This window comes from Aliiroseovarius crassostreae, from assembly GCF_001307765.1.
Lineage (GTDB): Bacteria > Pseudomonadota > Alphaproteobacteria > Rhodobacterales > Rhodobacteraceae > Aliiroseovarius > Aliiroseovarius crassostreae.
In genome coordinates, this window is record NZ_LKBA01000004.1 from 785,149 (window position 1) to 810,248 (window position 25,100).

At 59.8% G+C, this 25,100-nt stretch carries 28 protein-coding genes and 1 pseudogene; 14 read left to right on the forward strand and 15 right to left on the reverse strand.

The features are described 5' to 3' along the window. Window positions 1–116 precede the first annotated feature (116 nt). The 4 genes from AKJ29_RS06000 to AKJ29_RS06015 are packed head-to-tail and all read left to right on the forward strand — an operon-like array spanning window position 117 to window position 1,651. On the forward strand, window positions 117–305 hold the full coding sequence (locus AKJ29_RS06000; protein WP_055188834.1) for a hypothetical protein: 189 nt from the start codon (window positions 117–119) through the stop codon (window positions 303–305). Window positions 306–345: 40 nt separating this feature from the next. Next, window positions 346–666: an EamA family transporter gene (locus tag AKJ29_RS06005; protein WP_055188836.1), complete on the forward strand. Its 321-nt coding sequence runs from the start codon at window positions 346–348 to the stop codon at window positions 664–666. Continuing rightward, window positions 663–980 (forward strand): hypothetical protein, encoded by a 318-nt coding sequence (locus AKJ29_RS06010; protein WP_055188838.1) that lies wholly within the window; start codon window positions 663–665, stop codon window positions 978–980. Before AKJ29_RS06005 ends, AKJ29_RS06010 begins: the two co-directional genes overlap by 4 nt. A 20-nt stretch (window positions 981–1,000) precedes the next feature. Next, window positions 1,001–1,651 (forward strand): sulfotransferase family 2 domain-containing protein, encoded by a 651-nt coding sequence (locus tag AKJ29_RS06015; RefSeq protein ID WP_055188840.1) that lies wholly within the window; start codon window positions 1,001–1,003, stop codon window positions 1,649–1,651. A gap of 217 nt (window positions 1,652–1,868) precedes the next feature. Here AKJ29_RS06015 and AKJ29_RS06020 read toward each other — a convergent pair whose 3' ends face one another. From AKJ29_RS06020 to AKJ29_RS06050, 7 genes are all read right to left on the reverse strand, one after another. Then, window positions 1,869–4,073 (reverse strand): 3-hydroxyacyl-CoA dehydrogenase NAD-binding domain-containing protein, encoded by a 2,205-nt coding sequence (locus AKJ29_RS06020; protein ID WP_055188841.1) that lies wholly within the window; start codon window positions 4,071–4,073, stop codon window positions 1,869–1,871. A gap of 15 nt (window positions 4,074–4,088) precedes the next feature. Continuing rightward, window positions 4,089–5,297 (reverse strand): acetyl-CoA C-acetyltransferase, encoded by a 1,209-nt coding sequence (locus AKJ29_RS06025; protein WP_055188843.1) that lies wholly within the window; start codon window positions 5,295–5,297, stop codon window positions 4,089–4,091. Window positions 5,298–5,332: 35 nt separating this feature from the next. After that, window positions 5,333–5,968, reverse strand: coding sequence for a glutathione S-transferase family protein (locus tag AKJ29_RS06030; protein ID WP_055188844.1), 636 nt, complete (start codon window positions 5,966–5,968; stop codon window positions 5,333–5,335). A 106-nt stretch (window positions 5,969–6,074) separates the two neighbouring features. Then, window positions 6,075–6,272 (reverse strand): hypothetical protein, encoded by a 198-nt coding sequence (locus AKJ29_RS06035; RefSeq protein ID WP_055188847.1) that lies wholly within the window; start codon window positions 6,270–6,272, stop codon window positions 6,075–6,077. After that, entirely contained in the window at window positions 6,269–6,481 is a 213-nt protein-coding gene (locus AKJ29_RS06040; RefSeq protein ID WP_055188849.1) for a hypothetical protein, read from the reverse strand. Before AKJ29_RS06040 ends, AKJ29_RS06035 begins: the two co-directional genes overlap by 4 nt. A gap of 21 nt (window positions 6,482–6,502) precedes the next feature. Then, a complete protein-coding gene (locus AKJ29_RS06045) occupies window positions 6,503–8,278 on the reverse strand; it encodes an acyl-CoA dehydrogenase C-terminal domain-containing protein (RefSeq protein ID WP_055188852.1) in 1,776 nt (591 codons plus the stop codon). Between the two features lie 30 nt (window positions 8,279–8,308). After that, complete coding sequence (locus AKJ29_RS06050) at window positions 8,309–8,704, reverse strand: MerR family transcriptional regulator (protein WP_055188854.1); 396 nt, start codon at window positions 8,702–8,704, stop codon at window positions 8,309–8,311. A gap of 310 nt (window positions 8,705–9,014) precedes the next feature. Between AKJ29_RS06050 and AKJ29_RS06055 the strand changes: the two genes are divergently transcribed. After that, a complete protein-coding gene (locus tag AKJ29_RS06055; protein WP_139231308.1) occupies window positions 9,015–9,341 on the forward strand; it encodes a hypothetical protein in 327 nt (108 codons plus the stop codon). Window positions 9,342–9,344: 3 nt separating this feature from the next. Here AKJ29_RS06055 and AKJ29_RS06060 read toward each other — a convergent pair whose 3' ends face one another. Beyond that, on the reverse strand, window positions 9,345–9,713 hold the full coding sequence (locus tag AKJ29_RS06060) for a MerR family transcriptional regulator (protein ID WP_055188858.1): 369 nt from the start codon (window positions 9,711–9,713) through the stop codon (window positions 9,345–9,347). Window positions 9,714–9,870: 157 nt separating this feature from the next. Then, the gene (locus AKJ29_RS06065) at window positions 9,871–10,995 is read right to left on the reverse strand and encodes a putative manganese transporter (protein ID WP_055188859.1); all 1,125 of its coding nucleotides are present in this window, start codon (window positions 10,993–10,995) and stop codon (window positions 9,871–9,873) included. A 107-nt stretch (window positions 10,996–11,102) separates the two neighbouring features. Here AKJ29_RS06065 and AKJ29_RS06070 point away from each other — a divergent pair, with 107 nt between their 5' ends. The 3 genes from AKJ29_RS06070 to AKJ29_RS06080 are packed head-to-tail and all read left to right on the forward strand — an operon-like array spanning window position 11,103 to window position 13,412. Beyond that, the gene (locus tag AKJ29_RS06070) at window positions 11,103–11,570 is read left to right on the forward strand and encodes a PaaI family thioesterase (protein WP_055188861.1); all 468 of its coding nucleotides are present in this window, start codon (window positions 11,103–11,105) and stop codon (window positions 11,568–11,570) included. Further along, the gene (locus AKJ29_RS06075) at window positions 11,567–12,082 is read left to right on the forward strand and encodes a PaaI family thioesterase (RefSeq protein ID WP_055188863.1); all 516 of its coding nucleotides are present in this window, start codon (window positions 11,567–11,569) and stop codon (window positions 12,080–12,082) included. The genes AKJ29_RS06070 and AKJ29_RS06075 overlap by 4 nt, the downstream gene beginning before the upstream one ends. Before the next feature lies 1 nt (window position 12,083). Beyond that, a complete protein-coding gene (locus tag AKJ29_RS06080; protein ID WP_055188865.1) occupies window positions 12,084–13,412 on the forward strand; it encodes an MATE family efflux transporter in 1,329 nt (442 codons plus the stop codon). Window positions 13,413–13,624: 212 nt separating this feature from the next. On the opposite strand, the gene arsC is transcribed toward AKJ29_RS06080, so the two are convergent. The 3 genes from arsC to AKJ29_RS06095 are packed head-to-tail and all read right to left on the reverse strand — an operon-like array spanning window position 13,625 to window position 15,362. Beyond that, window positions 13,625–13,966 carry an arsenate reductase (glutaredoxin) gene (gene arsC / locus AKJ29_RS06085; RefSeq protein WP_055188867.1) on the reverse strand — a complete coding sequence of 114 codons (342 nt, stop codon included), beginning with the start codon at window positions 13,964–13,966 and terminating at the stop codon, window positions 13,625–13,627. Then, on the reverse strand, window positions 13,963–15,027 hold the full coding sequence (locus AKJ29_RS06090; protein ID WP_055188869.1) for a quinone-dependent dihydroorotate dehydrogenase: 1,065 nt from the start codon (window positions 15,025–15,027) through the stop codon (window positions 13,963–13,965). Before AKJ29_RS06090 ends, arsC begins: the two co-directional genes overlap by 4 nt. Beyond that, entirely contained in the window at window positions 15,024–15,362 is a 339-nt protein-coding gene (locus AKJ29_RS06095; RefSeq protein WP_055189082.1) for a DUF952 domain-containing protein, read from the reverse strand. The genes AKJ29_RS06090 and AKJ29_RS06095 overlap by 4 nt, the downstream gene beginning before the upstream one ends. 142 nt (window positions 15,363–15,504) lie before the next feature. Here AKJ29_RS06095 and AKJ29_RS06100 point away from each other — a divergent pair, with 142 nt between their 5' ends. Continuing rightward, on the forward strand, window positions 15,505–16,332 hold the full coding sequence (locus AKJ29_RS06100; RefSeq protein ID WP_055188871.1) for a bifunctional allantoicase/(S)-ureidoglycine aminohydrolase: 828 nt from the start codon (window positions 15,505–15,507) through the stop codon (window positions 16,330–16,332). Window positions 16,333–16,349: 17 nt separating this feature from the next. Here AKJ29_RS06100 and AKJ29_RS06105 read toward each other — a convergent pair whose 3' ends face one another. From AKJ29_RS06105 to puuE, 3 genes are read right to left on the reverse strand one after another with little or no spacing between them, the layout of a single operon-like run. Beyond that, window positions 16,350–17,021, reverse strand: coding sequence for a GntR family transcriptional regulator (locus tag AKJ29_RS06105; RefSeq protein ID WP_055188873.1), 672 nt, complete (start codon window positions 17,019–17,021; stop codon window positions 16,350–16,352). Between the two features lie 47 nt (window positions 17,022–17,068). After that, a complete protein-coding gene (locus AKJ29_RS06110; RefSeq protein WP_055188875.1) occupies window positions 17,069–17,590 on the reverse strand; it encodes an ureidoglycolate lyase in 522 nt (173 codons plus the stop codon). Then, window positions 17,587–19,002, reverse strand: a complete 1,416-nt coding sequence (puuE, locus tag AKJ29_RS06115; RefSeq protein WP_055188877.1) for an allantoinase PuuE — start codon at window positions 19,000–19,002, stop codon at window positions 17,587–17,589. Before puuE ends, AKJ29_RS06110 begins: the two co-directional genes overlap by 4 nt. A 229-nt stretch (window positions 19,003–19,231) precedes the next feature. On the opposite strand from puuE, the gene AKJ29_RS06120 reads away from it, so the two are divergent. From AKJ29_RS06120 to AKJ29_RS06140, 5 genes and pseudogenes are all read left to right on the forward strand, one after another. Continuing rightward, window positions 19,232–20,788 (forward strand): bifunctional metallophosphatase/5'-nucleotidase, encoded by a 1,557-nt coding sequence (locus AKJ29_RS06120; RefSeq protein WP_055188879.1) that lies wholly within the window; start codon window positions 19,232–19,234, stop codon window positions 20,786–20,788. 215 nt (window positions 20,789–21,003) lie between these two features. Then, entirely contained in the window at window positions 21,004–21,309 is a 306-nt protein-coding gene (locus AKJ29_RS06125; RefSeq protein WP_055188881.1) for a DnaJ family domain-containing protein, read from the forward strand. Window positions 21,310–21,441: 132 nt separating this feature from the next. Further along, window positions 21,442–21,989, forward strand: a pseudogene (locus AKJ29_RS20535) (SOS response-associated peptidase). Window positions 21,990–22,026: 37 nt separating this feature from the next. Continuing rightward, a complete protein-coding gene (locus tag AKJ29_RS06135) occupies window positions 22,027–23,445 on the forward strand; it encodes an amidase (RefSeq protein WP_074963593.1) in 1,419 nt (472 codons plus the stop codon). 44 nt (window positions 23,446–23,489) lie between these two features. Continuing rightward, a complete protein-coding gene (locus AKJ29_RS06140; RefSeq protein WP_055188883.1) occupies window positions 23,490–25,013 on the forward strand; it encodes a malonate--CoA ligase in 1,524 nt (507 codons plus the stop codon). Window positions 25,014–25,100: the final 87 nt, after the last annotated feature.

The window sequence follows — 25,100 nt, forward strand, 5'->3', positions numbered from 1 at the left end:
GCCTGAAATTCCGAGATGAAAGAGGATATGAACATGTCCGCAGATGCATCACCGCCGAATATCCCAGTCGTCGGCACGGGCGAAGAGCGTCCCTTGGCTGCGGCGGGGGGGGGATCATGCGGGCGATGTTCATGCTGGGTATCCTTGACAGTTCTGTTGCCGTGATCGCGCGGGATACCGGGTTGTGGCAGTTTCACTTTTTGCGCTCGGTGCTGGCCTGCCTGTTGATTTTGGGTCTGGCGAAAGCAGGCGTGGTTCGTATCCCCCCCGGTGGCGCTGGGCGGTTGCGCTGCGCGGAGGGCTGACCGGCCTGTCGATGCTGTTTTACTTTGGCTGCCTGGCCTTTTGCCGCTTGGTCAGGTGGCAGCAGGGCTGTTCACGGCCCCGATCTGGGTGATGATCCTCTCGGCCCTGTTTCTGGGGCAACCCATTGGAGTGACACAGCTGAGTGCCGCTGTGCTTGGTTTTGCCGGGGTTCTGATGGTGTTGCGTCCGTTTGAGAGCGGGCTGGAACCTTTGGCCATCCTGCCAATGGTTGCGGGATTTTTCTATGCTTTGGGGGCACTCGCCACGCGCCAGTTCTGTACGGGTGAAAGCACCTTTTCGATGCTGCTCTATTTCTTCCTTTCCCTGGGGGGGGCGGCCTGTTGGGGACGGTTGGCATGACGCTCTGGCCGCATGATGTGCCTGCGGGGGCAGAGGGGTTTATCCTGCGCGGCATCGGCCCCATTGGGGGAGTGTCCGTGCTGCCGACCGTTACCCAGGCCGTGGGGGCGATCATCGCTGTTGGCCTGATTTTCCGTGGCTACCAACTGGGGGAAGCGGGGCAGGTGGCCATCTACGAATATTCTCTTCTGATTTTTGCTGCTGGGTGGAGTTACGTGCTGTTTTCCGAACCGACGGGGCTGATGCCTGCGATCGGCATGGGGCTGATCATCCTGTCGGGAATTGTCATTTCTCTGCGCTCGCGCAACCGGTGAAAAGGTGATAGGGTGACGCCATGATCATTTCGCATGGCCGCCGCTATATCTTTGTGCACGCTCCTAAAACGGGGGGGACATCCCTTGCCCTGGCGCTGGAGGCGCGCGCGATGAAAGATGACGTGATGCTGGGCGATACGCCCAAGGCGTTGCGCCGACGCAGGCGCCTGAAGGATGTGCAGGCGGGCGGGCGGCTGTGGAAGCATTCAACCTTGTGCGACATTGCGGGGCTGGTCACCCCAGACCAGATGCGTGACTATTTTGTGTTTACGCTGGTCCGCAATCCCTGGGATCGGATGGTAAGCTATTATCATTGGTTGCAAGCTCAGTCCTTTGACCATCCGGCAGTGAGTTTGGCCAGGTCATCCGGGTTTGCCGATTTCCTGCGCGCGCCTAAAATGCAGGCCAGCTTTCGGGCAGCCCCCTATGCCAGCTATGTGACCGACCGGGAGGGGCGCGAATATGCGGATCTGTTTGTCCGGCTGGAACATCTTGATGAGGATCTGCCCGTGCTTGAGGCCCATCTGGGGTTCTCCTTGCGCCCGCTCCCGCATGAAAACCGGTCTGACCGGCAAAAGGAGTATCGCCAGTTTTACACGGATGAACTGCGCCAGATCGTGGCCCGATGTTGTCACGATGATATTGAGCGGTTCGGGTATGTGTTTGAATAAAAACACATTGTCAGTATTCAGAAGCACCTGTCCCGCGGTTGGTGAAAACTAGAAAACTAGTTTTCTCTGACATCAAAGTGGGCAGCGCCAAAAGAGACGGGACCACCAGAAATGGGGCCAAAAGAAAAGAGCCCGGATATGTCCGGGCTCTCTTGTTTGTGTTGGAAGCGTTTCGGGCTCAACCTGAGGCAGGGAAAGGTTGAAACGCTTTCGGCAATTATGCGGCGGCTGCGGTCTTGTCGAACCGTTGATAGAAGGTTTCGCCTTCCTCAGCCATCTCGCGCAGCAGCGCAGGGGTGGTGAAGCGCGCACCGTGTTTTTCGGTCAGCTGATCACAGACTTCGGCCGCATAGGGCGCACCCAGCATGTCGAGCCAGCTGAAGGGGCCGCCGGACCACGGCGCAAAGCCCCAGCCGAGGATCGCGCCCACGTCGCCTTCGCGGATGTCCTCAAGCACGCCTTCTTCCAGCGCACGCACCGCCTCCAGCACCTGTGCCATCATCAGGCGATGCTTGACCTCGGTGATTTCCGGCTGTGTCTCGGCGAGCGGGAATTTTTCACCCAGCCCGGTCCACAACCCGGCGCGCTTGCCGTTGTCATCATAGTCATAAAAGCCCGCATTTGCCTTGCGGCCCAGACGCCCTTCATCGGCCATCCAGAAGATGATGTCATCCACGGCGCTGTCAGGATAGGCATCCCCCATTGCGGCCTTGGTTGCTTTTGCAATCTTCACCCCCAGTTCGACCGAGGTCTCGTCCACCAGCTGCAACGGACCAACCGGGAAGCCCAGCAGGCGCGCGGCCCCTTCCACAAGGGCAGGGGATACCCCTTCGCCCACCATGCGGATGCCTTCGTTGATATAGGGAATGATGCAGCGGTTGGCATAGAAGAAGCGCGCGTCATTGACCACAATCGGTGTCTTGCGGATCTGGCGCACATAGTCGAGCGCCTTGGCCTTGGCCCGATCGCCGGTTTCGCGGCCCTTGATGATCTCGACCAGCATCATCTTCTCAACCGGTGAGAAGAAGTGGATGCCGATGAACTGATCCGGGCGTTGCGATGCTTTTGCCAGCTCGGAAATCGGCAGGGTCGAGGTGTTGGTGGCATAGATGCAGTCGGGGCCGACAACAGCCTCGACCTTCCGGGTCATCTCCGCCTTCACACCCACATCTTCGAACACCGCTTCAATGATCAGGTCCGCCCCTTTGAGAGCGTCCAGATCGGTGGTCGCGGTGATGGCGCCCAGAACGGCTTCTTTTTTCTCCGGCGTGGCTTTCTTGCGGGCGATGCCCTTGTCCAGATAGGTCTCGGAATAGGATTTCCCGCGATCTGCAGCGTCTTGGGTCTGGTCGATCAGCACCACGTCCATGCCCGCCATGGCAGAGACCAGCGCAATGCCTGCCCCCATCATGCCTGCGCCCAGAACGCCGACCTTCTTGACCGACTGATCCTCAATGTCATTCGGACGCACAGCCCCTTTTTCAAGCGCCTGCTTGTTGATGAACAAGGACCGGATCATGGCCGAGGAGGACGGGTTCATCAAAACATTCACAAACCAGCGGCACTCGACCCGCAATGCGTCATCAAAGGGCACCATCGCCCCTTCGTAAGCTGCCGACAAGAGCGCCTTGGCCGCCGGATAGACCCCCGCGGTCTTGCCATGGATCATCGCCGCCGCGCCGATATAGGTCTGGAACCCGGCCGGGTGATAAGGCGCGCCACCGGGCATTTTATACCCCTTGGCATCCCACGGTTTCACGATATCTGCGTCCTTGGCGTTCAGAACCCACTCCTTTGCGCGGGCCTGCAGCTCTTCCGGGGCGACAACCTCGTCGATCAGGCCTGCGGATTTTGCCTTGGCCGGGGCCACGGTTCTGCCCTCAAGCAGGAACGGCGCTGCCGCCATCGCGCCCATCTTGCGCACAAGGCGGGTGGTGCCGCCTGCGCCGGGGAAGATCCCCACAAGGATTTCCGGCAGGCCGATCTTGGCCTTGGGATTGTCGGCGGCAATGATCCGGTGACAGGCCAGCGGGATCTCAAGCCCGATGCCAAGCGCGATACCGGGCAGGGCCGCGACAATCGGTTTGCCGCCCTTGTTGGTTTTCGGATCCATGCCAGCCCGTTCGATTTTGCGCAGCACGCCATGCATCTGCATGATGCCGTCAAACAGGCCTTTCGCGGGGTCGTCGCCCGCGTCTTCTTTCATCTGGGCAATGACATTGAGGTCCATCCCCCCGGCAAAGTCCTTTTTGCCCGAGGTGATGATCGCGCCTTTCACGGCGTCATCTGCCAGAACGGTGTCGATATGCCCGTTCAGCTCTGCCAGAGCGGCATACGACAGCACGTTCATCGACTTGCCCGGCACATCCCAGGAAATGGTGGCGACGCCATCGGCGTCAACAGAGTAGTTGAAATCAGCCATTTTTAACGTCCCTTCTTAAACGCGTTCGAGGATGGTTGCGGCACCCATGCCAGATCCGATGCACAGCGTGGCAAGGCCAGTTTCCTTGTCCGCCCGCTCCATTTCATCCAGAAGCGCACCAAGGATCATTGCCCCGGTGGCCCCCAGCGGGTGGCCCATGGCAATCGCCCCACCGTTCACATTCACCTTGTCATGATCGGCGTTGAAGGCTTGCAGGAAGCGCAGCACGACCGAGGCGAAAGCTTCGTTCACCTCAAACAGGTCAATGTCACCAATGCCCATGCCAGCGGCCGCCAGCACACGTTCGGTGGCCGGAACCGGGCCGGTCAGCATGATGGTTGGGTCGGTGCCCACCTTGGAGGTGGCCTTGATGCGTGCGCGCGGTTTGATCCCGTGACGTTCGCCGAATTCCTTGTTGCCGATCAGAACGGCAGCAGACCCATCGGCGATACCGGACGAGTTGCCCGCGTGGTGCACGTGGTTGATCTTTTCCAAATGCGGGTATTTCAAAAGCGCAACCGCGTCAAAGCCCGGCATCTGCTCTCCCATCATCGCAAAAGACGGGTTCAGACCACTCAGGGTCTGCATGTTGGTCTCGCGGATCATCTCGTCCTGCGACATGATTTCCAGACCGTTCTGGTCGCGCAGCGTGTAGACGGATTTGTCGAACCGGCCCGCGGCACGGGCGGCGGCGGCGCGTTTCTGGCTTTCGACCGCATAGGCGTCACACTCGTCGCGTGAAAACCCGTATTCGGTGGCGATAATGTCCGCAGAAATCCCCTGCGGCACAAAATAGGTCTTGGCTGCAAGGAACGGATCCGCCGCAATTGCGCCCCCGTCGGACCCCATCGGAACCCGTGACATGCTCTCGACGCCGCCGGCGATATAGGCGTCACCCGCCCCGCCACGCACCTGGTTGGCCGCCATGTTCACAGCTTCCAGGCCCGAGGCGCAGAAGCGGTTGATCGACACGCCGGGGATGCGCTCGTCCAGATCGGAATACAGCACCGAGGACCGGGCCAGGCAGGCGCCTTGCTCACCCACCTGGGTCACGTTGCCCCAGATCACATCCTCGACGGCATGGCCCTCAAGGTTGTTGCGGCGTTTCAGTTCGTTAAGGGTCTCGGCAGAAAGACGTACGGCTGTCACTTCATGCAGCGTGCCGTCTTTCTTGCCCTTGCCGCGCGGGCTGCGCACGGCATCATAGATATAGGCGTCGGTCATTTTCTATTTCCTTTCAGGAGTCCAGGTCCAGAATGTCAGGCGCGGTCAGCCGGGCTGCCGGGCATAAGGTCGTAAGGGTGTTTCCAGCCGGGGGTTTCGGCAATCCGGGTCAGCCAAGCGTCGATGGCGGGCCATTCGGTGCGGTCAAAGCCAAAGGGTTCAGGGTAGAACAGGTAACCGCAGCAGGAGATGTCTGCGAGGGTGATGGCGTCGCCCACCAGCCAGTCCCGGGTGGAAAGCTCGCTTTCCAAAGTCTTGTAGGCGGATTTGAGGCGGCCCTGATTGAAAGCAATCACCTCGGCCGGGCGCTTGTCTTCTGGGATAAAGTTCATCAAAAACCGGGTCATGCCCGCCACCGATGACATTTTGTGATTGTCCCAAAACTGCCAGCGCAGGATCTCGCGCCGCTCTGCTGCGCTGCGCCCCCCAAGTTTGCCGGATTTCGACGAGACATAATCCTGAATGGCGCCCGATTGCGACAGGGTCACATCACCGTCCACCATCACAGGGGCCTCCCCCATCGGGTTGATCTCACGATATTCCGGCGTGCGGGTCTCGCCGCCAAAGAAGTCTACATATACCGGCTCCCAATCCAGGCCGGACAATTCCAACGTAAGCGCGGCCTTGTAGGCGTTGCCACTTTCGCCGAAGCAGTAAAGTTTGATGGTCATCGCGTCCTCCCAGTTGCGATCTCGAACCCGGGGGCAATTTCCCCGCAGACCCGATTGAGTATTTTGACCAAGAAGAAAGCCTGATTGCTCTTCCAGTCACGTTTTCTTAACCAAGAACGGCCAGCTTAGGGGGGCGGTACAGGCTGGAGAGCCGATGACCGCCCAAGGAGAAGGCGGCCTCGCCATCAACGCCCGAACGGGCCGGGGCGGCGAGGCCGTTATCGGTATGAGACGCGCGCCCCTTCTTCTTGCTCCAAATACTCCCGCCGGAGGCATCCAGCAGAAGCCAACTGTTCAGGCTCATCGCTTGCGCGCCTCCAGTTCCGCGTTGAACAGGCGCAGGCGCGCGGTGAGGTTTTCTTGGTGCGTCACGCTGTCGAAATGTTCAAACAGGAAGGACAACGCTTCGCCCTCATCCAGCCCTGCCTCCTGCGCAAATCGTTTCAGGCGGCGATAGCCGTCTTCGGTCATGGCGCAGGGAAAGCGGCGGGTGAGTTTGAAGCGTTTGGGCATTCCTGTTCTCTTTTCAATTGGTTAGAATTGGTCCGCAGTCAGCCCCATGACCGTGGCCGATCCGCTTTCGATCCGTGCCAGATGCATCGCGGTGGCGGGTAGGCGGCGGGACATATAGTAGCGGGCCGTGGTCAGCTTGGTCTCGTAGAACGTGGCGTCAGAGGTGCCGCTGGCCAGCGCATCCAATGCGGCCCGGGCGGAGCGGGCCCACATGAAGCCCAGGCAGACATGGCCGAAGAGATGCATGAAATCATAGCTTCCCGCGAGCGCGTCATTGGGGTTCTTCATGCCCGACTGCATGAAATACATGGCCGAGGATTGCAGGTGTTTGGACGCTTCTTTGAGCGGCGCGATGAATTCTGCCATCGCTTCGTCGTCACCTTGTTCCTTGCAGTAGGATTTGATCATGTCGAAGAAGCCCATGATCGGCTTGCCGCCACCGGCAGCCAGTTTGCGGCCGACGAGATCCAGCGCCTGAACACCGTTTGCCCCTTCATAGATCTGGGTGATGCGGGCATCACGTGTGAACTGTGACATGCCATGCTCTTCGATATAGCCGTGGCCGCCATAGATCTGCTGGGCGAGGACGGTCATGTCATAGCCCTGATCGCTCAGGAACCCTTTCAGGACCGGGGTCATCAGCGAGATCAGATCATCGGCGTCCTTGTCTTCGGCGCGGTGGGCCTGATCAATCAGTGTCGCCCCCCAGAGCAGAAAGGCGCGCGCCCCTTCGATGAAGGATTTCTGGTCCATAAGTGCGCGGCGAATGTCGGGATGAACGATCAGCGGGTCCGCCGGGCCATCCGGGTTCTTGACCCCGGTGACGTCGCGCCCCTGCAGGCGGTCCTTGGCATAGATCACCGCGTTTTGATAGGCGGCTTCGGCTTGCGCCAGACCCTGCATCGCCACGCCAAGGCGGGCTTCGTTCATCATGGTGAACATGGCGCGCATGCCTTTGTGCATGTCTCCCAGCAGATAGCCGGTCGCCTCGTCATAATTCATCACACAGGTGGCATTGCCGTGGATGCCCATCTTTTTCTCAAGATTGCCCACGGACACGCTATTGCGCGCGCCCGCAGACCCGTCTTCGGCCACCATGAATTTCGGCACAATGAAAAGCGACACGCCCTTGATGCCCTCTGGTCCGCCGGGGATTTTTGCCAGCACGAGGTGGATCACGTTTTCCGACATGTCATGGTCGCCTGCCGAGATGAAAATCTTCTGGCCGGAGATCTTGTAGCTGCCATCCTCCTGCGGTTCCGCCTTGGTGCGCATCAGACCCAGATCGGTGCCGCAATGCGGCTCTGTCAGGTTCATGGTGCCGGTCCATTCGCAGCTGACCATTTTGGGCAGATAGGTGGCTTTCTGTTCATCCGTGCCATGGGCCAGGATGGCGGAGGCGGCCCCATGGGTCAGGCCCTGATACATGGTGAAGGCCTGATTGGCGCCGGAAAACAGTTCACCCACAGCGGTGCCCAGCACCACTGGCATGTTCTGGCCACCGAACTCTTCGGGCATGTCGAGCCCGGTCCAGCCGCCGTCTTTCATCTGCTCAAAAGCGTCCTTGAACCCGGCAGGTGTGTAAACCACGCCATTTTCCAGGCGGCAGCCCTCGTGATCGCCAACCACATTGAGCGGCGCGAGCACCTCTCCTGCCAGTTTGCCCGCCTCTTCCAGAACGGCAGAGGTAAAGCCAGGTTCCAGATCTGCATATCCGGGGGTGGCGGCCTCATGGGTTTTCAGCACTTCGTGCAGCACAAAGCCCATGTCCTTGGTGGGGGCGGTATAGCTCGGCATGTGGTAATCCTCGTGGTTGATAACTGGCGCTTATTGCCCTTCGCCCGCTTTGAATCTGGCGATGGCGTCTTCGGCCCATTTCAGTTGGTCCGTCAGATCGGCAATGGCCTCGTCCAGCTCGGTGCGCTGCTGCCTGAGGTCGGCCAGGTGTTTCTGGGCCACCTCGTAGGTGCGGGTCAGCTGGGTCTGCTGCTGGTCCCCCATGTCATACAGGTCGAGCAGCTGGCGGATTTCCTCCAGTGCAAACCCAAAACGTTTGCCGCGCAGGATCAGCTTGAGCCGGGCACGGTCGCGTTTTGTGAACAGGCGTTTCTGGCCTTCGCGTACCGGTGCAAGCAGCTCTTTCGCTTCATAAAAGCGCAGGGTGCGAGCGGTGACATCAAAAGCGTCACACATCTGACGAATGGTCATAAGGTCGTCGGTCATTCGATCCTCTTTTTGACACCGGTCGGTTGGGGGCGGGGATCCCGCCGTGTTGATCTGAGTTGATCTGACCGGTTCTGTTTACTGCATAAGTTTACGTTGACGTAAATGTAACGTGGCGTCAAACATTTCAATGGCGTGGCGTCAACTTTTCTTTCCGTTACGGAACGTCATTTCCCCAGCTTACGCCCCTAGACGTGTGATTTCCGCGCTGCCGCGCACGTTTTGCGGGTGAAAAGGAGCGTTGACCTCGTGCCGCAAGGGGCACATGGTCTTTTCGGATCAAGGGAAAACACAGTTCGGAAGGGGGGGCGTGAGTGGTGACAATATAGATGGCGTGGACTATCTGAATGCAGAGCGGGCATCCCTTGAGGTGATGCAGGCTCAGATGCAGGGGTTTCTCAGGAAACGACTGGCCATGTGGGCGATCCGCTGGGGTATCGGGATGCCGGTGGCATTTGCCGTGCCCGCAATCTGGGGGCTTTGGCCCTGGTTGCCGATGGCGGCTGGGATTGTTGCCCTCGTCTCTCTGGCCACAATCATGATCATGTGGCTTGTCTTGCTGCGCAAATTTCGCTCCACCCAAGCCAGCGCAGATCGGTTGGAACAGGTGTTGAGGGAGGAAGACGACCTGGCGTGAGGGTTATGTTACCAGCTTTGCCACGTCGTCCCGCAGATCCTGAAGATCATCAATGGTTTCGGCCAATTGCGCATATTGCTCCCGCAGGGCCTTGAGCTGGCGATCCGCCAACTCCACCCAGGCCTGATTCTGCGCATCGGTGCCTTTCTCATCATAGATCAACAGCCATTGGCGCAGCTCTTCCAGAGAGAAACCAAACCGGCGCCCGCGCAGGATCAGGGTCATGCGGGCCACTTCGCGTGGCGTATAAAACCGCGACCGCCCTTCCTTTTCCGGTGCCAGAAGCTCGATATATTCGTAATATCTGAGCGTCCGTGGAGTCACGTCAAACTTGGCACACATTTCTTTGAAGGTGAGGCGTTCGTCAGACATGGGACATCCTTGCTGTTGCGGTTCGTCCTCATTGGTAACGCTTTCTGCACTGCAGCGCAATTCTGTAGAACTACGCTATGCGCAAAATATTGAGCAAAATCTGCAAAAAAGGGGACCCCGTTATGGGATCCCCCGAAAGATCTGCCTCACAGAAGGGTCAGTTCATGAAGCCCGGAGCGAGGAAATAGAACGCATAGGCCAGGATCAGGGCAGGCACGGCCGAGTAGAGCGTGGCAATCACCGCCGCCTTGGGGTTTAGCGCAATGGCCGGGAACAGGGCGTCTCCGTCATTGGAAATCGCGTTGCCCATCAGGGCCGCAAACGGAACGGCACCATTCAGGTAAAGCGTCGTCACCAGAACCTGAGGGCCGCAGCCGGGCACAAACCCGATCACAATCGCCATCAGCGGCAGGAGAGGCGCGACAGTTTCGAACATCACGGCCACATCCACCCCCGTATAAAGCGCAAGATAGTCATAGGCGAGATAGGCCCCGATCACCCAGACCGAGATGAAACTGGTCTCTTCGGCCATCCGTGTGATCGGGTTGTCCTTGGCGTTGGTCATTGCCTGCAATGAGGAGGTGGCCCAGATGAATAACCCCAGAAAGGTGCCCGCCATGGCGATCCACAGAACCGGAATCCCCAGAGGGTGGGTGACCTCAACCTGCATCAGCTGGCCAACACCGACAATCAGACCGGGGGCCGCAATCACGAGATAGGCCATGTCCTGCGGGCGGGTCTTGCCGATGCGCGGTGCCAGTTCACAGCTGCCAGTGCCGGGGCTGCGAAATTCGATCTTGTTGAACCGATCCACAATCCAGCCGGACAGGATCCCGACCACAAAGGACAGCGGCAGGACAACAAGGGCCGCATCCGGTCGCGTCGCCAGCAGCAGAAACGCCGCATCCCCCATCGTGGCCGTCAGCGTGGCGACAACCGCGCCAAACCCCACGTGACCTGAGGAATAGGCCGCAACCACAACAACAGCGCCGCCGCATCCCGGAGTTGCCCCGAGCAATGCCGCCAGTGGCACCTGAGCCGCCCGGGCATTGGACAATGCATCGCCGATGTTGAAGCGGAACAGGCGTTCCGCGCCATAAAACAGCAGCAATGTGGTGGCCACAAAAACCGAGACCTGCACATAGGCATCTGTCATCAGCGAACGGGTCAACTCACCCAATTCCCCCGGCGCGATGGCCAGCACAAGCAGCACTACCAGAACAAACAGGCGCTTGGGACGCAACTCCCCAAACGGGGCGGTTAGGGTGGTTGTGGCGGCCATATGGCGCTCCTGCAATTGAGAATAATTCGCAAATGCAAAACTAAGGGCTTGCTCCACAAAAGGCAAGCGCCAATAAACAGGGGACGGCTAAGAAAGGGAAATGCCCCATGATCAAAGCTCTGCCCCAGGAGAAGAAGGCGGAAATTGCGCGGCAATTCACCGAAGCGATCCCCCATTGCCGGGCGCTGGGCATGGTGCTGGAGGATATCGGCGATGGGGAGGCGGTGATTTCGATGCCTTACAATGAGGCCTTTGTCGGAGATCCGCGCAGTGGCGTGATCCATGGGGGGGCCGTGTCTGCGGTGCTGGACACCTGTTGTGGAGCCGCAGTGATGAGCCATCCACGCGCCCCTGATATCACCGCCACCATTGATCTGCGCATTGATTATATGCGACCGGCAACACCCGGTCAGAAAATCACCGCACGCGCCACCTGCTACCACGTCACCCGCTCCGTCGCCTTCGTGCGGGCCGTGGCACTGGATGAAGATACGGAGCGCCCGGTGGCAACCGCCACCGGGGCGTTCACCGCAGATGGCGATCCGAAACGCAAATCGACCGAGGCCGTGTCATGAGCACCCCCAAGCGCCCCCGCCCCGAACCGGTTGAAATTGTCAAACATCGCCGTGACAGCACCCTGTCCGCGCTGGTGAACGGTGTGCCTTATATCAAGTTCCTCGGGATCGAGTTGGAGCGGCACGGGGATGAACTCACCGCAATCCTGCCCTTCGCGGAAAAGCTGATCGGAAACCCGATGCTGCCTGCCATCCATGGCGGCGTGATCGCGGCCTTTCTGGAAACGGCAGCGGTGATCGAACTCACCTGGGTCAGTATCTGGGCGGATATGGAGGCAGGGCTTCTGGATCCGGGAGAGCAGCCCGGGAATGTCCTTGCCTACCTTCCGAAGACCATCGACTTTTCCATTGACTATCTGCGATCGGGCCTGCCGCGTGATGCCTATGCCCGGGCGCGGGTGGTGCGTTCCGGTCGGCGCTATGCTTCGGTGCATGTCGAGGCGTGGCAGGACAATCGGCAAAAGCTGTTTGCCCAGGCCACCGGGCACTTCCTGATGCCTTCTCCGAATTGACATGCCCGCACAGGATCCTGTGACCCTGACCCATCGCCGGGTTCTGAAGTTTGCCCTGCCGATCACCCTGTCCAATGTGACCGTGCCGCTTCTGGGGCTGGTGGACACGGGTGTGATTGGCCAACTGGGGCAGGCCGCACCAATCGGTGCGGTTGGCATCGGGGCCGCGATCCTGTCTGCGCTGTTTTGGGTCTTTGGCTTTCTGCGTATGGGGACAACCGGGCTGACGGCCCAGGCCCATGGGGCAGGAAATATGGCGGAAGTCGCGGCGATGCTGACACGTGGCCTGCTGGTGGCGCTTGTTGCGGGGGCGGCCCTGATCGTGTTGCAAGGGCCTCTGATCTGGGCTGCCTTCCAGATTGCGCCCGCCTCGGACGAGGTTGAGGGGCTGGCGCGATCCTATCTACAGATACGGATCTTCGGAGCGCCTGTCGCGATTGGGATATACGCCATGACAGGCTGGTTGATTGCGCTGGAGCGCACCCGCGCGGTGCTTGCCCTGCAGCTTGTGACTAATGCGGTTAATATCTTGCTGGATCTGTGGTTTGTGCTGGGGATGGGCTGGGGGATCGAGGGGGTGGCGCTGGCCACGCTGATGGCCGAAGTCCTCGGCTTTGCCCTTGGCCTGTTTCTGTGCCGCGAGGTGTTTGCCCGCCCTGGATGGGCCGACCCGCGCCGGATCCTTGATGCCGTGGTTCTGAAACATATGGCGGCAGTCAATTCCGACATTCTGATCAGGTCGCTTCTGCTGCAGGCCATTTTCATCAGCTTCATGTTCTTTGGAGCAAAGCTTTCCGATGTGGAACTGGCCGCCAACCAGGTGTTGATCCAGTTTGTCTATGTCACGGCTTATGCGCTGGACGGGTTTGCGCTGGCGGCAGAGAGCTTTGTCGGGCAGGCGGTGGGAGGCAGGCGAGTGCATGTTCTACGGAGGGCTTCTGTGATGACCAGTTGGTGGGCCGCAGGCGTTTCGCTGGTGCTGGCGATGATATTCTGGCTGGCAGGCCCCTGGGGCATCGCCACAATGACCACGGCACCCGATGTGCAGGCCACCGCTGACACCTATCTGATCTATATGGTGTTTGCCCCGCTTCTTGGTTGGCCAAGCTTCATGTTGGACGGGATCTTCATTGGGGCCACACGCAGCAGGGAAATGCGCAACATGATGGCGCTGTCCGTGGTGATTTATGCATTGTCGCTTGCGATCTTGTTTCCCTTGCTGGGCAATCACGGGCTTTGGCTGGCCCTGCTGATCAGCTTTGTTGCACGTGGGGCGACGCTTTTGTGGCGCTATCCGGTGTTGGAGCGATCGGTCAGGCCGGTGGTTTAAAGTGTTTCGGCTTTAGCACGAGGCGGAGAAAAGTCGAAACGCCGTAAGAGAGATTTGCCGTGGGCGTTTCGGAATGAACATGTGTTTCAAGTCTATTCCGAAACGCTTTTGGGCGTGGGTGGGATGTGACCTGACGGTCACCGCCTGCGGCGGGCAGGGGCCTCGCTGCGCTCGGCCTGCCTTATGCCTCCGGCGGGGAAGAAAATGGCAGCTCAGAGGATATCGAGAACGCTTTCCGGGGGGCGACCGATGCGGGCGGTCTGATTTGCAAACACAATCGGACGTTCGATCAGGATCGGATGAGCCGCCATGGCGGCGATCAGGTCGTCGTCTGACGTGTCGGCAGACAGATCCAGCTCTTTGAAAATCCCCTCGCCCTTGCGCATCATGTCAATCGGGCGCAGGTCGAGTGCGGCGCAGGCTGCTCGGATTTCATCTGCGCTGGGGGCATCGTCGAGATATTTGCGAATGTTCACCGCGGTGCGCTCTTCCACCAGCGCCAGGGTCTGGCGTGATTTGGAGCAGCGGGGATTGTGCCAGATTGTGACGCTCATAGCCAGTCCTCCCGCCCGGTGCCAACCGCTTCGCTGACCTTGGTGAACCCATCCCGTGTCAGCAGGGCATCAAGCCCGCGGGCCACCTCTTCCACCAGGCTGAGGCCCTGATAGGCGAGCGCGGAATAAAGCTGCACCACAGAGGCACCTGCGCGGATCTTGGCATAGGCCTGTTCGGCAGAGGAGATGCCCCCCACGCCAATGAGCGGCAGTTTCCCATCGCTCAGTTTCGAAAGCCGGGCCAGCACCCGGGTGGATTTTTCGAACAAAGGCGCGCCGGACAGGCCGCCGGTTTCGTCCTTATGGGCACTTTTCAGACCTTCACGTGAAAGCGTGGTATTGGTGGCGATCACCGCGTCGATCTTGACCTCCAGCGCAACCTCGACAATTTCGGCCAGTTCCGCATCGCTCAGATCGGGGGCGATTTTCAGGAAGACGGGGATGTATTTGTCGAGACCACCCCGCACCTCCTGCACCCCGCTGAGCAATCCACGCAGGGCGTCGGCCCCTTGCAGGTCACGCAGTTTTTCCGTGTTGGGAGAGGAGACATTCACGGTTGCGAAATCGAGATGCGGCCCGCAGCATTCCAGCACTTTGGCGAAATCGGCGGCGCGATCTTCGCTGTCTTTATTGGCGCCAAGGTTCAACCCCACGGGCACTGGGCGGCGGCGATCCCGGCGGGCGAGGCGCGCGGCTGCGGCGTCCATGCCTTCATTGTTGAAACCGAAGCGGTTGATGACCGCCCGGTCTTCGGTCAGGCGAAAAAGCCGTGGTTTCGGGTTGCCGGGCTGGGCGCGGGGGGTGATGGCGCCGACTTCGACAAAGCCAAACCCCGCTTGTGTCAGCTGTGACACCGCCTGTGCGTTCTTGTCATATCCGGCGGCAAGGCCAACCGGGTTCAAGAGGTCCATCCCACAGAAACTGGTCTTGAGACGGTCGCTGGTCACATCCCCCGCAAGGGGCACAACACCTGCGCGCAGGGCCAACAGTGACAGCGTATGCGCGCGTTCCGGATCGGTCTGGTGCAACGCCTTGAGGGCCAGTTTCTCGACAAGGTTCATTTCATTTTCTCCGGGAATTCATGGCCGTTCGGGCCAAGTGGGAGGGAGGTTTGCCAGTGGATTTCGGACAAGGCGAGGTCGCGGTAGAGATGCGGAAACAGATCGCCGCCCCGCGACGGCTCCCATTTCAGAGCGTCCCCCATGGCCTCTGCGTCAAACGCCACCAGAACCAGCCCGTCTTCGCCTTTGAAATGCTTGGCGGCGGTTTCTCGTGCCTGTGTGGCGGTGGAAAAGTGGATGAACCCGTCGGCAAGATCGACAGGGGCACCACTGGTCTGGCCGGCAGATTGAAAAGAGGTCCATTCCTCGGCCCGAAGGATTTTGTAGATCAACATGCGCTCCACATGCCAAGTGGCAGCGCGCCCGTCAAGCAAGGCGTGTTGGTCTGAGGGGGCATTTGTGCAGGAATGGGCTTTCGGGTGGCCGGTTTTTTGTTAACAATGGGCGCATCGCCCCTGTTTCTTGAGGTCCAAGCCCATGTCCAAACCCAGCTATTACTCTCCGAAAGGCGGGTTGCCGCCGCAGACCCAGTTATTGACAGATCGCGCCATGTTTACCGAGGCCTATGCGGTGATCCCGCGCGGAACGTTTTCGGATATCGTGATCTCGAAACTGCCGCATTGGGACGGGGCGCGGTTTTGGGTTCTGGCGCGTCCGATGTCGGGCTTTGCCGAGACCTTTTCGCAGTATATAGCCGAGGTGGTTCCCGGAGGAGGATCGGACCATCCCGAGACTGAAGCAAATGTAGAGGCGGTGCTGTTTGTGGTGGAAGGCACCATGCGGCTCACCCTCCCAGGCGACAGCTATGAACTTATGGAAGGTGGCTATGCCTATCTTCCACCGGATGCGGTCTGGAGCGTGCGTGCCTGTGGATCGACCCCGCTGCGCTTTCATTGGATTCGAAAGAACTATCAGCATGTTGACGGGATTTCCCCACCCGAAGCCTTTGTGACGAATGAACAGGATCACACGCCGATACCGATGCCTGATACGGATGGTGCCTGGGCCACCACGCGTTTTGTCGATCCCGAAGATCTGCGCCATGACATGCATGTGAATATTGTCACGTTTCAGCCCGGTGGCGTGATCCCCTTTGCCGAAACCCATGTCATGGAGCATGGCCTTTATGTGCTTGAAGGGAAAGCCGTTTACCGACTCAATCAGGATTGGGTTGAGGTCGAAGCTGGCGATTTCATGTGGTTGCGCGCCTTTTGCCCGCAAGCCTGTTACGCGGGGGGGCCGGGGCCCTTCCGCTATCTCCTTTACAAAGATGTCAACCGCCATATGGGGTTGCGGCAGGTCTGAGGTGGTTCTGGGGCAGGTCAGGGTTGCAGGATCTCTTCCAGGGGCACTTGCTTTTCCGACAGGCGTGAGAAATCCAGATCGGCCTCAAGATGAGACAGGTGGCGTTCCATCTCCGCAATCAGTTGCGCTTTGTCCCGAGCGGCCAGCGCGGCCAGAATACGGCGGTGTTCACCCCGGTCGCAATGGGACGGGCCGTTATGGCCGTAAAGCCCGATAATCAGGGCAGAGCGCATGGTCAGGTCGGTGAGGAAGCGGGTCAGAACACTGTTTCCCGCAACGTCAGCGATGCGCAGGTGAAACTCTGATGACAGGCGCAGAATTTGTGTCTCATCACCCGCGTCCCGCGCGGCGTCCTCATTGGCGATAATATCCGCCAATGCGGACAGATCCGTGTCTGTTGCATGATCGCATGCGGCTGTCACGATGGTTCGCTCGATTGCGCGGCGGGCCTGAAAGACGTCTTTGGCATCCCGGGGGGAAGGCGAGATGACAAAGGCCCCGCGATTGGGGATCAGGTCAACCACATTCTGAGCTGCAAGCGAGGCCAGCGCCCGGCGCACATTGGCCCGGTTGCAGGTGAAAATATCACTGAGCAACTGCTCCCCCAGCTTGGCCCCGGGGGGCAGGCGGCGTTCGGCAATCGCTTCGAGAACACGCTGTTCGATCCTGTCTTCGATGCTGATTTTCATGTGACCCCCGCCAAACCGTCGTGTTTTCCCTTGAAATTGCGCCCCTGCTAGCGCCCCGAGCCTTTTTTTGCAACGCTTTGGGCCGGGGGCAAGATGATCCAGGGGATCTTGAACAGATGTTCTTCGAGGTTCAGGGCCGGGCCAATATGATCCACAACCGCATAAAGCCCCTGCGCGTCGATCGGGGCCAGAACCCCGTGCCAGGTGCCGCGATGCAGATTGATGGCCTGTTCCGGCGCCATCATGAAGGCGCGTGGCGTGCCTGGGCGGCCGCCTTCATCCGGGCAGACGGTGATCAGAAGAGGCACGCCATTGAGGGGGATGAACGCCTGCGATCCTTCCGGGTGCCGCTCGACCAGATCCAGACGATAGGGAAACCTGCGGGCCTGACCATCAAACAGGCTGATCCCGGCGCGCCCGGTTCCGAAATCCAGCTGGGCCAGATCATGATGCCGGTCACACATTCCGGCATTGATCGGCCGCGGGGCTGCTCCGCGTTCGATCACATCGCCAAACGGGGAAAACTGATCTGCCGTCAAGGGCTGGGCAATGACCTCGCGCGGGCTCATGCCAAGAGGTCCTTCAGGCGAAATTCTGCAATGCGCTCCACCTGTCTGCAGGCTTCCTGAAACTCCGCGTGGCTTGCCTGTTCAAGGCGGCGCCGGAACGCGGCAAGGATTGAGGATTTGTCGTGGTCACGCACCGCAATGATAAAGGGGAAGCCATGTTTTTCGACATAGTCCCGGTTCAGCCGGGTAAAGGTTTCCCGCTCCGTATCGGTCAGAAGATCCAGCCCGGCGGAGGCTTGTTCGGATGTGCTCTCAGCCGTAAGGCGCCCGGCAGCGGCGAGTTTGCCGGCCAGATCGGGATGTGCGTTCAGAACACCCAGACGGTCCTGGTCTGAAGCGGCGCGGAAGCTGCGGCACAGGGCGTTGTGCAGACCGGTTGCGCTGTCATGGGCGGGGCCAAGTTCCAACCCATGAGCACGCTCTGCCACCCAGGGGGAATGTTCAAAAATGCCCCCGAAACACTCGACAAACCGGTCCCGGCTCATCTGGCTGGGGCGTTCGAAACGAGAGGGAGGATGGGTTTTGGCCCAATGCTCGGCGATCTCGATCCGGCGCGGACACCAGACCCCGGTATGTGACTGAATATGGTCGATAAACCGCTTCAGCCCGGAAATTTTCCCGGGCCGGCCCACAAGGCGGCAATGCAGGCCAACAGTCATCATCGAGGGGCGCCCGGCGGTGCCTTCGGCGTAAAGCGTATCGAAACTGTCGGTCAGGTAGTCTTCAAAATCCCGCCCCGTGACCCAGCCGGGGGCGGTGGCAAATCGCATGTCATTGGCTTCCAGCGTATAGGGGATGATCAATTGGTCCCGTTCTGCGAAGCGGCGCCAATAGGGCAGGTCATCGTCGTAACTGTCTGAAATATAGTCAATCCTGCCGTCCTCAGCGACCAGCCGCACGGTGTTGGCCGAACAGCGTCCGGTATACCAGCCTCGCGGCGGTTCCCCGACCACTTCGCTATGCAGGCGAATGGCTTCGGCGATTTGTGCCCGCTCTTCCGCCTCGGGCATGTCCTTGTGCTCGACCCATTTCAACCCGTGTGACGCGATTTCCCATCCGGCGGCTTTCATCGCGGCCACCTGTTCCGGGCTGCGCGCAAGTGCGGTGGCCACACCATAGATGGTCAGGGGTATTCCCGCTTCGATGAACAGGCGGTGCAGCCGCCAGAAACCAGCACGTGCGCCATATTCATAGATCGATTCCATGTTCCAGTGACGTTGCCCTGACCAGGCGGCGGCACCGGGAATGTCGGACAGGAAGGCCTCGGACGCCGCATCACCATGCAGCAGGCAGTTTTCACCGCCCTCTTCGTAGTTCAGCACGAATTGCACCGCGATCAGGGCCCCGTTCGGCCATTGCGGGTTGGGTGGAAACTGTCCGTGTCCGCGCATGTCACGGGGGTAGCGGTTCATATGTCGGATCCTTTGCGGTCAGGTGGGGCGGTCAGGTGGGCCTGAAGGGAATGTCCTGTCGATGATAAGGGGATTTTCTGGATTGTTAACAAAATTTTTCTGCCCGTAGCGGCTTGGTCCGGGGCGGAAAGTGATCTACTTACCGTTGCGGAAGTCGTGCCACGGCTTTGACAAGGTGTCCGACTCGGGCCAGTCTTTCGGCAGATCAAAATTCCAGGGGGAACCTGATATGAAACATTTCCTGACCACTGTTGCCGCTTTGGCGCTGGGCGCGGGTGCAGCCGCTGCGGACTATTCCTTGACCGTTCTGCACACCAATGATTTTCACGCACGGTTTGAGCCGATTTCCAAATATGACAGCGGTTGCTCGGCCGAGGACAACACAGATGGCAAGTGTTTCGGTGGCTCTGCCCGCCTTGTGTCGGCCATTGCCGAAGCGCGCGCGCAGACTAACAATTCCATCCTTGTTGATGGTGGCGACCAGTTTCAGGGCACGCTGTTTTACACCTATTACAAGGGGAAATTGGCCGCCGAGATGATGAACAAGATGGGCTATGACGCGATGACCGTGGGCAACCACGAGTTTGACGACGGCCCGGAGGTGCTGCGTGGCTTCATGGATGCGGTGAATTTCCCGGTGCTGATGTCGAATGCAGATGTTTCGGGCGAGCCTTTGCTCCATGAAAAGCTGGCGAAATCCACCGTAATCGAACGGGGCGGCGAGAAGATTGGCCTGATTGGCCTGACCCCGCAGGACACCGACGAGCTTGCCTCGCCGGGCCCGAATGTCATTTTCAGCGACCCGGTCGGCGCCGTGCAACAGGAAGTTGACAGGCTGACCGAACAGGGGGTCAACAAGATCATCGTGCTGTCGCATTCCGGCTTTGTTGTGGACAAGCGCGTTGCGACGGAAACCACCGGCGTTGACGTGATCGTGGGGGGGCACTCCAACACGCTCTTGTCGAATACCCACGAGCGCGCAGAAGGGTCTTACCCGACCTACGTGAACGGCGTGCCGATCGTGCAGGCCTATGCTTATGGTAAGTTTCTGGGCGTGCTCGATATTTCTTTTGATGACGACGGCAATGTCCAGGCCGCTGGCGGCGATTTGATGTTGCTCGACGCCTCGGTCTCTGAGGATGAAGACACTGCCGCACGCATCGCGCAGGCTGCCAAGCCGCTCGACGAGATCCGCAACAAGGTGGTGGCCAGTTCTGCCGAGGCAATTGATGGCGAACGGGTATCTTGCCGTTTGATGGAATGCACCATGGGCAATATTATTGCTGACGCCATGCTGGACCGGGTGAAGGATCAGGGCATCGAGATTGCAATCCAGAACGGTGGCGGTATTCGTGCCTCTATTGATGCGGGGGATGTGACCATGGGGGAAGTGATGACCGTGCTTCCGTTCCAAAATACGCTCTCGACCTTCCAGGTGGATGGGGCAACCATTGTGGCCGCGCTCGAAAATGGCGTGAGCAAGCATGAGGAGGGCGCCGGGCGCTTCCCGCAAGTGGCGGGGATGAGCTTTGCCTTTGATGTGTCAAAACCGGCGGGGGAACGGGTGTCAGATGTAATGGTCGGTGGGCAACCTATTGATCTTGCAAAGGTATATGGGGTCGTTTCCAACAATTATGTGCGCAATGGGGGGGATGGATACAAGATGTTCCGCGATGCGCAGAATGCCTATGATTTTGGTCCGGACCTTGCTGATGTGACTGCTGAATACATGGCTCGGATGACACCTGTGACACCGATGCTGGATGGGCGCATCACCCAAAAATAATCATCGGAAAATCCTGTTTCGATGACGTTAGGAAGGGCTGGAGAAATCCTGCCCTTCCTTGTTGATGGGACGACTTGGCTGGCGATGTTTTTTGAGAAAACTAGAAAACTAGAAAACTAGAAAACTAGTATTCTCGCCCGTCAGGTGCCAGCTTTTCAGCGCCCTGCACAGACCCGCGTCTTTGCGATCATCAGAATGCGCGTTAAACTCCCACCATGGATCATCCGCTCATAGACCTCATCAATCAAAAAATCCGCGCCGCAGAAGAGGCGGGCGACTTTGACAACCTCGAAGGGGCAGGCAAGCCGCTTGATCTGGAGGGCGACCCCGAGGCTGCGCTGATCAACCGATTGATCCGGGAAAACGGCGCGGTGCCGGAGTTTGTGTCATTGTCGCGCATGTTGCAGAAATTGCGCGATGAACTGGCTGAAACGGGCGACCGGACCCGCCGCCGCGACATCATGAAAGAGATGTCCATGATGGAGGCGAGAATTGACATCGCCCGCAAATCGGTGCGCTAAAGCGTTTCGGTTTTAACCTGACACAGGGCAAAAACACTGGGCAAAACCGAAGCGCTGCAAGAGATATCAATGTCGTGGGCGTTTCGGAATAAACACGTGTCTCAAGTTTATCCCGAAACGCTTTAGCAGGCCATGTGCGGGCGTATTGCCACAACTTTGCCCCCGGATGCGATGGCCAGGCTGTTCAAGGCGAGCTCGTCAAATGACCTGCCTGCACATGAAACCTTCGACGTCTGCCCAACCAGCCAGGTGTCGGTGATTTCATTGATGGGAGGTGCGCGGCGCCTGTCCGCGATGTGCTGGGGTTCCGGCCATCTTGGTATAAGTCTGAGCGTGATGGGCCGCTCCTGATCAATGCCCGCGCGGAAACGATTGCGGAGAAACCCGCGTTTCGTGCCGCCTGTCGCGCCCGGCGCTGCCTGATCCCGATGGACGGGTTTTACGAATGGTTTCGCGAGGGCAGCACTCGCCGCCCCTAATTATGTCACAAGGGCAGATGGAACCCCCTTGGTGTGTGCCGGGATCTGGGACAGGGGAAATGGCTGGGCGAAGAAGGTCATGGCGCGGCCCGGCTTATGGTGCCCCCCGAACCGGGGCTTTTGAAAATGCACCCGGTCGGGCAGGAGGTGAACTCCAATCGCGCCTCCGGCCCCGCGCTGATCGAACCGATTGAAAGCTGACCCCGGGGCGTTACACTGCGCAAAACAGGAGGGCAGAATGGCATATACCGGATCAGATCTGTGTGCGATGGAAGCGCATCAGGTGGTGGCCTTGCTGAAGGCGCGCAAGCTGTCCCCGGACGAACTGATCTCGGCCGCCGAGGCCCGGATGGATCAGGTGGATCCCGCCGTGAATGCGGTGCCGGTGCGCTGCTCAACGCGCGCCCGCGCGCAGGTCATGTCGCTCAGGCCCAGCGATCACCCGGGGGATCTTGCGGGTCTGCCAATTGGCATCAAAGACCTCACCCCGGTTGCAGGTGTCCGGTCCACTTTCGGCACCAAGGGGTTGGCCGCGAATGTTCCAGCCGAAAGTGACCCGCTTGTCACACGGCTGGAGAGGCGTGGCGCGCTGGTGATGGGCAAGACCAACACGCCGGAATTCGGTGCGGGTGGGAACACGTTCAATGAGGTGTTTGGCGCAACGTTCAACCCTTATGACACGCGGCGCAACGCGGGCGGGTCATCCGGCGGTGCGGCGGTGTCACTGGCGACAGGGGCGCTCTGGCTGAGCCATGGATCCGATCACGGCGGCAGCCTGCGCACCCCAGCGGCCTATTGCGGGGTGGTCGGATTGCGCACCTCGCCGGGGCTGGTGGCCAAATCGTCCCTGACGGGCTTTGTCGGCGAAGGTGTCGAGGGGCCCATGGCCCGATCCGTCACCGATTGTGCCCTGTTCCTGGACGCTATGTGCGGGTTTGACCCGCGCGCGCCATTGTCCTTTCCTCCGCCCGATACCCCGTATCAGGAAGCAATCCAGACACCTCTTGCCCCCCGGATTGGCTGGGCGCCGGATCTGGGGGGCTTTGCGCCTGTGGATGCGGATATGGCGGACCATCTGGCACGCGCCATGGCTAGGCTTGACCAGACTGGGGCCGAAGTGGAAGAGGCCTGCCCGGCGCTGCCCAATCTGGAACGCACCTACCACCAGCTGCGCGGCTTCATGTGGACCGCGAATTTCGCCAAAGCGCCCAAATCCCTCACACGTCATTTCAAACCCACCCTGCGCGACAACCTTGCCTATGGGCTGTCGCTGGGCGCCGAGGAATTTGCCGAGGCCCAGCTGGGGCGCTCGCTTATTTATGACAATATGCGGGTGTTTCTCGATCGCTACGATGTGCTTGCCTGCCCGGTGGTGGGCAATATGCCTCATGCACAAAGCGAAGAATGGGTGCGGGAGGTCGGCGGACAGAGCCTGAGCGGATACATGGACTGGCTGCGCTTTGCCTTCCTTGCCACCACGGCTGGCCTGCCGGCGATGTCGATCCCGGTGGGGTTTTCCAGCGATGGCCTTCCTGTTGGCTTGCAGCTGATCGGCCCGCCGCGTGGTGAGGCGAAGCTTTTATCAGTTGCGAAATGGATTGAAGAGGCGCTGGGCGGGCCGAATGGTCCGATTGACCCGGTGACGCCCAGCCGCTAACCCTCGTGCAAACCGCGATAAATTGCCAGATTTCGGAGCCCCTCATGTATGATGCCAACCACCTCGCCCACGCCATTTCCCAAGCCTCCGATGGTCGCCATGATGCCCCGTTCCTGACCGATTTTTCCAGCGGGGCCGAGACCACCTACGGGACGTTCTGGGCCAATGCCGAGCGGATGGCCGCGGCCTTGGTGCGATTGGGGGTGGAGCCAGGCGATCGGGTTGCTGTGCAGACGCCAAAAGAGGTGCCGATGCTGGAGCTTTACGTGGGCACGGTGCTGGCGGGGGCTGTGTTCCTGCCGCTCAACACCGCCTATACGGCCCAAGAAGTGCGCTATTTCCTTGGTGATGCCTGTCCGCGGGTGTTTGTCTGTGATCCCAAGCGGTTGAATGAGATGACCCCGGTGGCAGACGACTGCGGTGTGGCCCATGTGCTGACCCTTGGCATGGGCGGAGCGGGGAGCCTTGTCTCCGCGCGGGATGCTGAGGCACCGGGGTTTGAGGCGGTGCCGCGCGAGGCATTGGATCTTGCGGCGATCCTCTATACTTCGGGCACGACAGGGCGTTCCAAGGGGGCGATGCTCACGCATCGGGCGCTGGCCTCGAACTCCGAGGTGCTGCGTGATTACTGGCAGTTCACGGACAAGGATGTGTTGATCCACGCGCTGCCGATCTTTCATACGCACGGGCTGTTTGTGGCGACGAATGTCACCCTGATGGCCGGCGCACAGGCGATTTTCATGGGCGGCTTTGACGCAGAGGCAATCATTGAGGCGATGCCCACGGCGACGGCGCTGATGGGGGTGCCGACCTTCTATACCCGGCTGTTGAAGGATCCGCGCCTGGGGGCAGCGGCGAGGAACATGCGACTGTTCGTGTCGGGCTCTGCGCCGCTTCTGGCCGAAACCCATGATCGCTGGCGCGCAGTGACCGGGCATTCGATTTTGGAACGTTACGGCATGACCGAAACCAATATGAACACGTCGAACCCTTACGAGGGCGCGCGCCGTGCGGGCACAGTCGGGTTTCCTTTGCCCGGGGTGGAGTTGAAGATCTGCGACCCGGTGAGCGGAGAGACCCTGCCCACTGGCGAGATTGGCGTGCTCGAAGTGCGCGGCGATAACGTGTTTGCGGGCTACTGGCAGATGCCGGAAAAAACGGCGGAAGAGCTGCGCGCGGATGGATGGTTTATCACCGGAGATCTCGGGTTTGTGGATGAAGACGGCTATGTGACCATTGTTGGTCGTGGCAAGGATCTGATCATTACCGGCGGGTTCAATGTATATCCGAAGGAAGTGGAAGGGGTGATTGATGATTTGCCGGGCGTGCTGGAAAGTGCGGTGATTGCGGTGCCGCATGAGGATTTCGGCGAGGCGGTTGTGGCGGTTGTGGTGCCTCAGGAAGGCGTCACGCTGGACACGGATCAACTGCGGGCGGGCGTTGACGGCAAGCTTGCCAAGTTCAAGCAGCCCAAGCGGTTTGTGCTGGTTGAGGCCCTGCCGCGCAACACGATGGGCAAGGTGCAGAAGAATGTGATGCGAGAGACCTATAAGGGGCTTTTTGCCTGACCATCTGCAAAGCTTGCGGGGATTACTTCGAGGACGTCGTCGGTCAGAAATGCATGAGGAGGGGCGCTGCCCCTCTTGATCCCTTCG

Coding starts and splice junctions, on each gene's coding strand:
- AKJ29_RS06000 (WP_055188834.1), top strand. CDS start 117: ATGCGGGCGATGTTCATGCTGGGTATCCTTGACAGTTCTGTTGCCGTG.
- AKJ29_RS06010 (WP_055188838.1), top strand. CDS start 663: ATGACGCTCTGGCCGCATGATGTGCCTGCGGGGGCAGAGGGGTTTATC.
- AKJ29_RS06015 (WP_055188840.1), top strand. CDS start 1,001: ATGATCATTTCGCATGGCCGCCGCTATATCTTTGTGCACGCTCCTAAA.
- AKJ29_RS06020 (WP_055188841.1), bottom strand. CDS start 4,073: ATGGCTGATTTCAACTACTCTGTTGACGCCGATGGCGTCGCCACCATT.
- AKJ29_RS06025 (WP_055188843.1), bottom strand. CDS start 5,297: ATGACCGACGCCTATATCTATGATGCCGTGCGCAGCCCGCGCGGCAAG.
- AKJ29_RS06030 (WP_055188844.1), bottom strand. CDS start 5,968: ATGACCATCAAACTTTACTGCTTCGGCGAAAGTGGCAACGCCTACAAG.
- AKJ29_RS06035 (WP_055188847.1), bottom strand. CDS start 6,272: ATGAGCCTGAACAGTTGGCTTCTGCTGGATGCCTCCGGCGGGAGTATT.
- AKJ29_RS06040 (WP_055188849.1), bottom strand. CDS start 6,481: ATGCCCAAACGCTTCAAACTCACCCGCCGCTTTCCCTGCGCCATGACC.
- AKJ29_RS06045 (WP_055188852.1), bottom strand. CDS start 8,278: ATGCCGAGCTATACCGCCCCCACCAAGGACATGGGCTTTGTGCTGCAC.
- AKJ29_RS06050 (WP_055188854.1), bottom strand. CDS start 8,704: ATGACCGACGACCTTATGACCATTCGTCAGATGTGTGACGCTTTTGAT.
- AKJ29_RS06060 (WP_055188858.1), bottom strand. CDS start 9,713: ATGTCTGACGAACGCCTCACCTTCAAAGAAATGTGTGCCAAGTTTGAC.
- AKJ29_RS06065 (WP_055188859.1), bottom strand. CDS start 10,995: ATGGCCGCCACAACCACCCTAACCGCCCCGTTTGGGGAGTTGCGTCCC.
- AKJ29_RS06070 (WP_055188861.1), top strand. CDS start 11,103: ATGATCAAAGCTCTGCCCCAGGAGAAGAAGGCGGAAATTGCGCGGCAA.
- AKJ29_RS06075 (WP_055188863.1), top strand. CDS start 11,567: ATGAGCACCCCCAAGCGCCCCCGCCCCGAACCGGTTGAAATTGTCAAA.
- AKJ29_RS06080 (WP_055188865.1), top strand. CDS start 12,084: ATGCCCGCACAGGATCCTGTGACCCTGACCCATCGCCGGGTTCTGAAG.
- arsC (WP_055188867.1), bottom strand. CDS start 13,966: ATGAGCGTCACAATCTGGCACAATCCCCGCTGCTCCAAATCACGCCAG.
- AKJ29_RS06090 (WP_055188869.1), bottom strand. CDS start 15,027: ATGAACCTTGTCGAGAAACTGGCCCTCAAGGCGTTGCACCAGACCGAT.
- AKJ29_RS06095 (WP_055189082.1), bottom strand. CDS start 15,362: ATGTTGATCTACAAAATCCTTCGGGCCGAGGAATGGACCTCTTTTCAA.
- AKJ29_RS06100 (WP_055188871.1), top strand. CDS start 15,505: ATGTCCAAACCCAGCTATTACTCTCCGAAAGGCGGGTTGCCGCCGCAG.
- AKJ29_RS06105 (WP_055188873.1), bottom strand. CDS start 17,021: ATGAAAATCAGCATCGAAGACAGGATCGAACAGCGTGTTCTCGAAGCG.
- AKJ29_RS06110 (WP_055188875.1), bottom strand. CDS start 17,590: ATGAGCCCGCGCGAGGTCATTGCCCAGCCCTTGACGGCAGATCAGTTT.
- puuE (WP_055188877.1), bottom strand. CDS start 19,002: ATGAACCGCTACCCCCGTGACATGCGCGGACACGGACAGTTTCCACCC.
- AKJ29_RS06120 (WP_055188879.1), top strand. CDS start 19,232: ATGAAACATTTCCTGACCACTGTTGCCGCTTTGGCGCTGGGCGCGGGT.
- AKJ29_RS06125 (WP_055188881.1), top strand. CDS start 21,004: ATGGATCATCCGCTCATAGACCTCATCAATCAAAAAATCCGCGCCGCA.
- AKJ29_RS06135 (WP_074963593.1), top strand. CDS start 22,027: ATGGCATATACCGGATCAGATCTGTGTGCGATGGAAGCGCATCAGGTG.
- AKJ29_RS06140 (WP_055188883.1), top strand. CDS start 23,490: ATGTATGATGCCAACCACCTCGCCCACGCCATTTCCCAAGCCTCCGAT.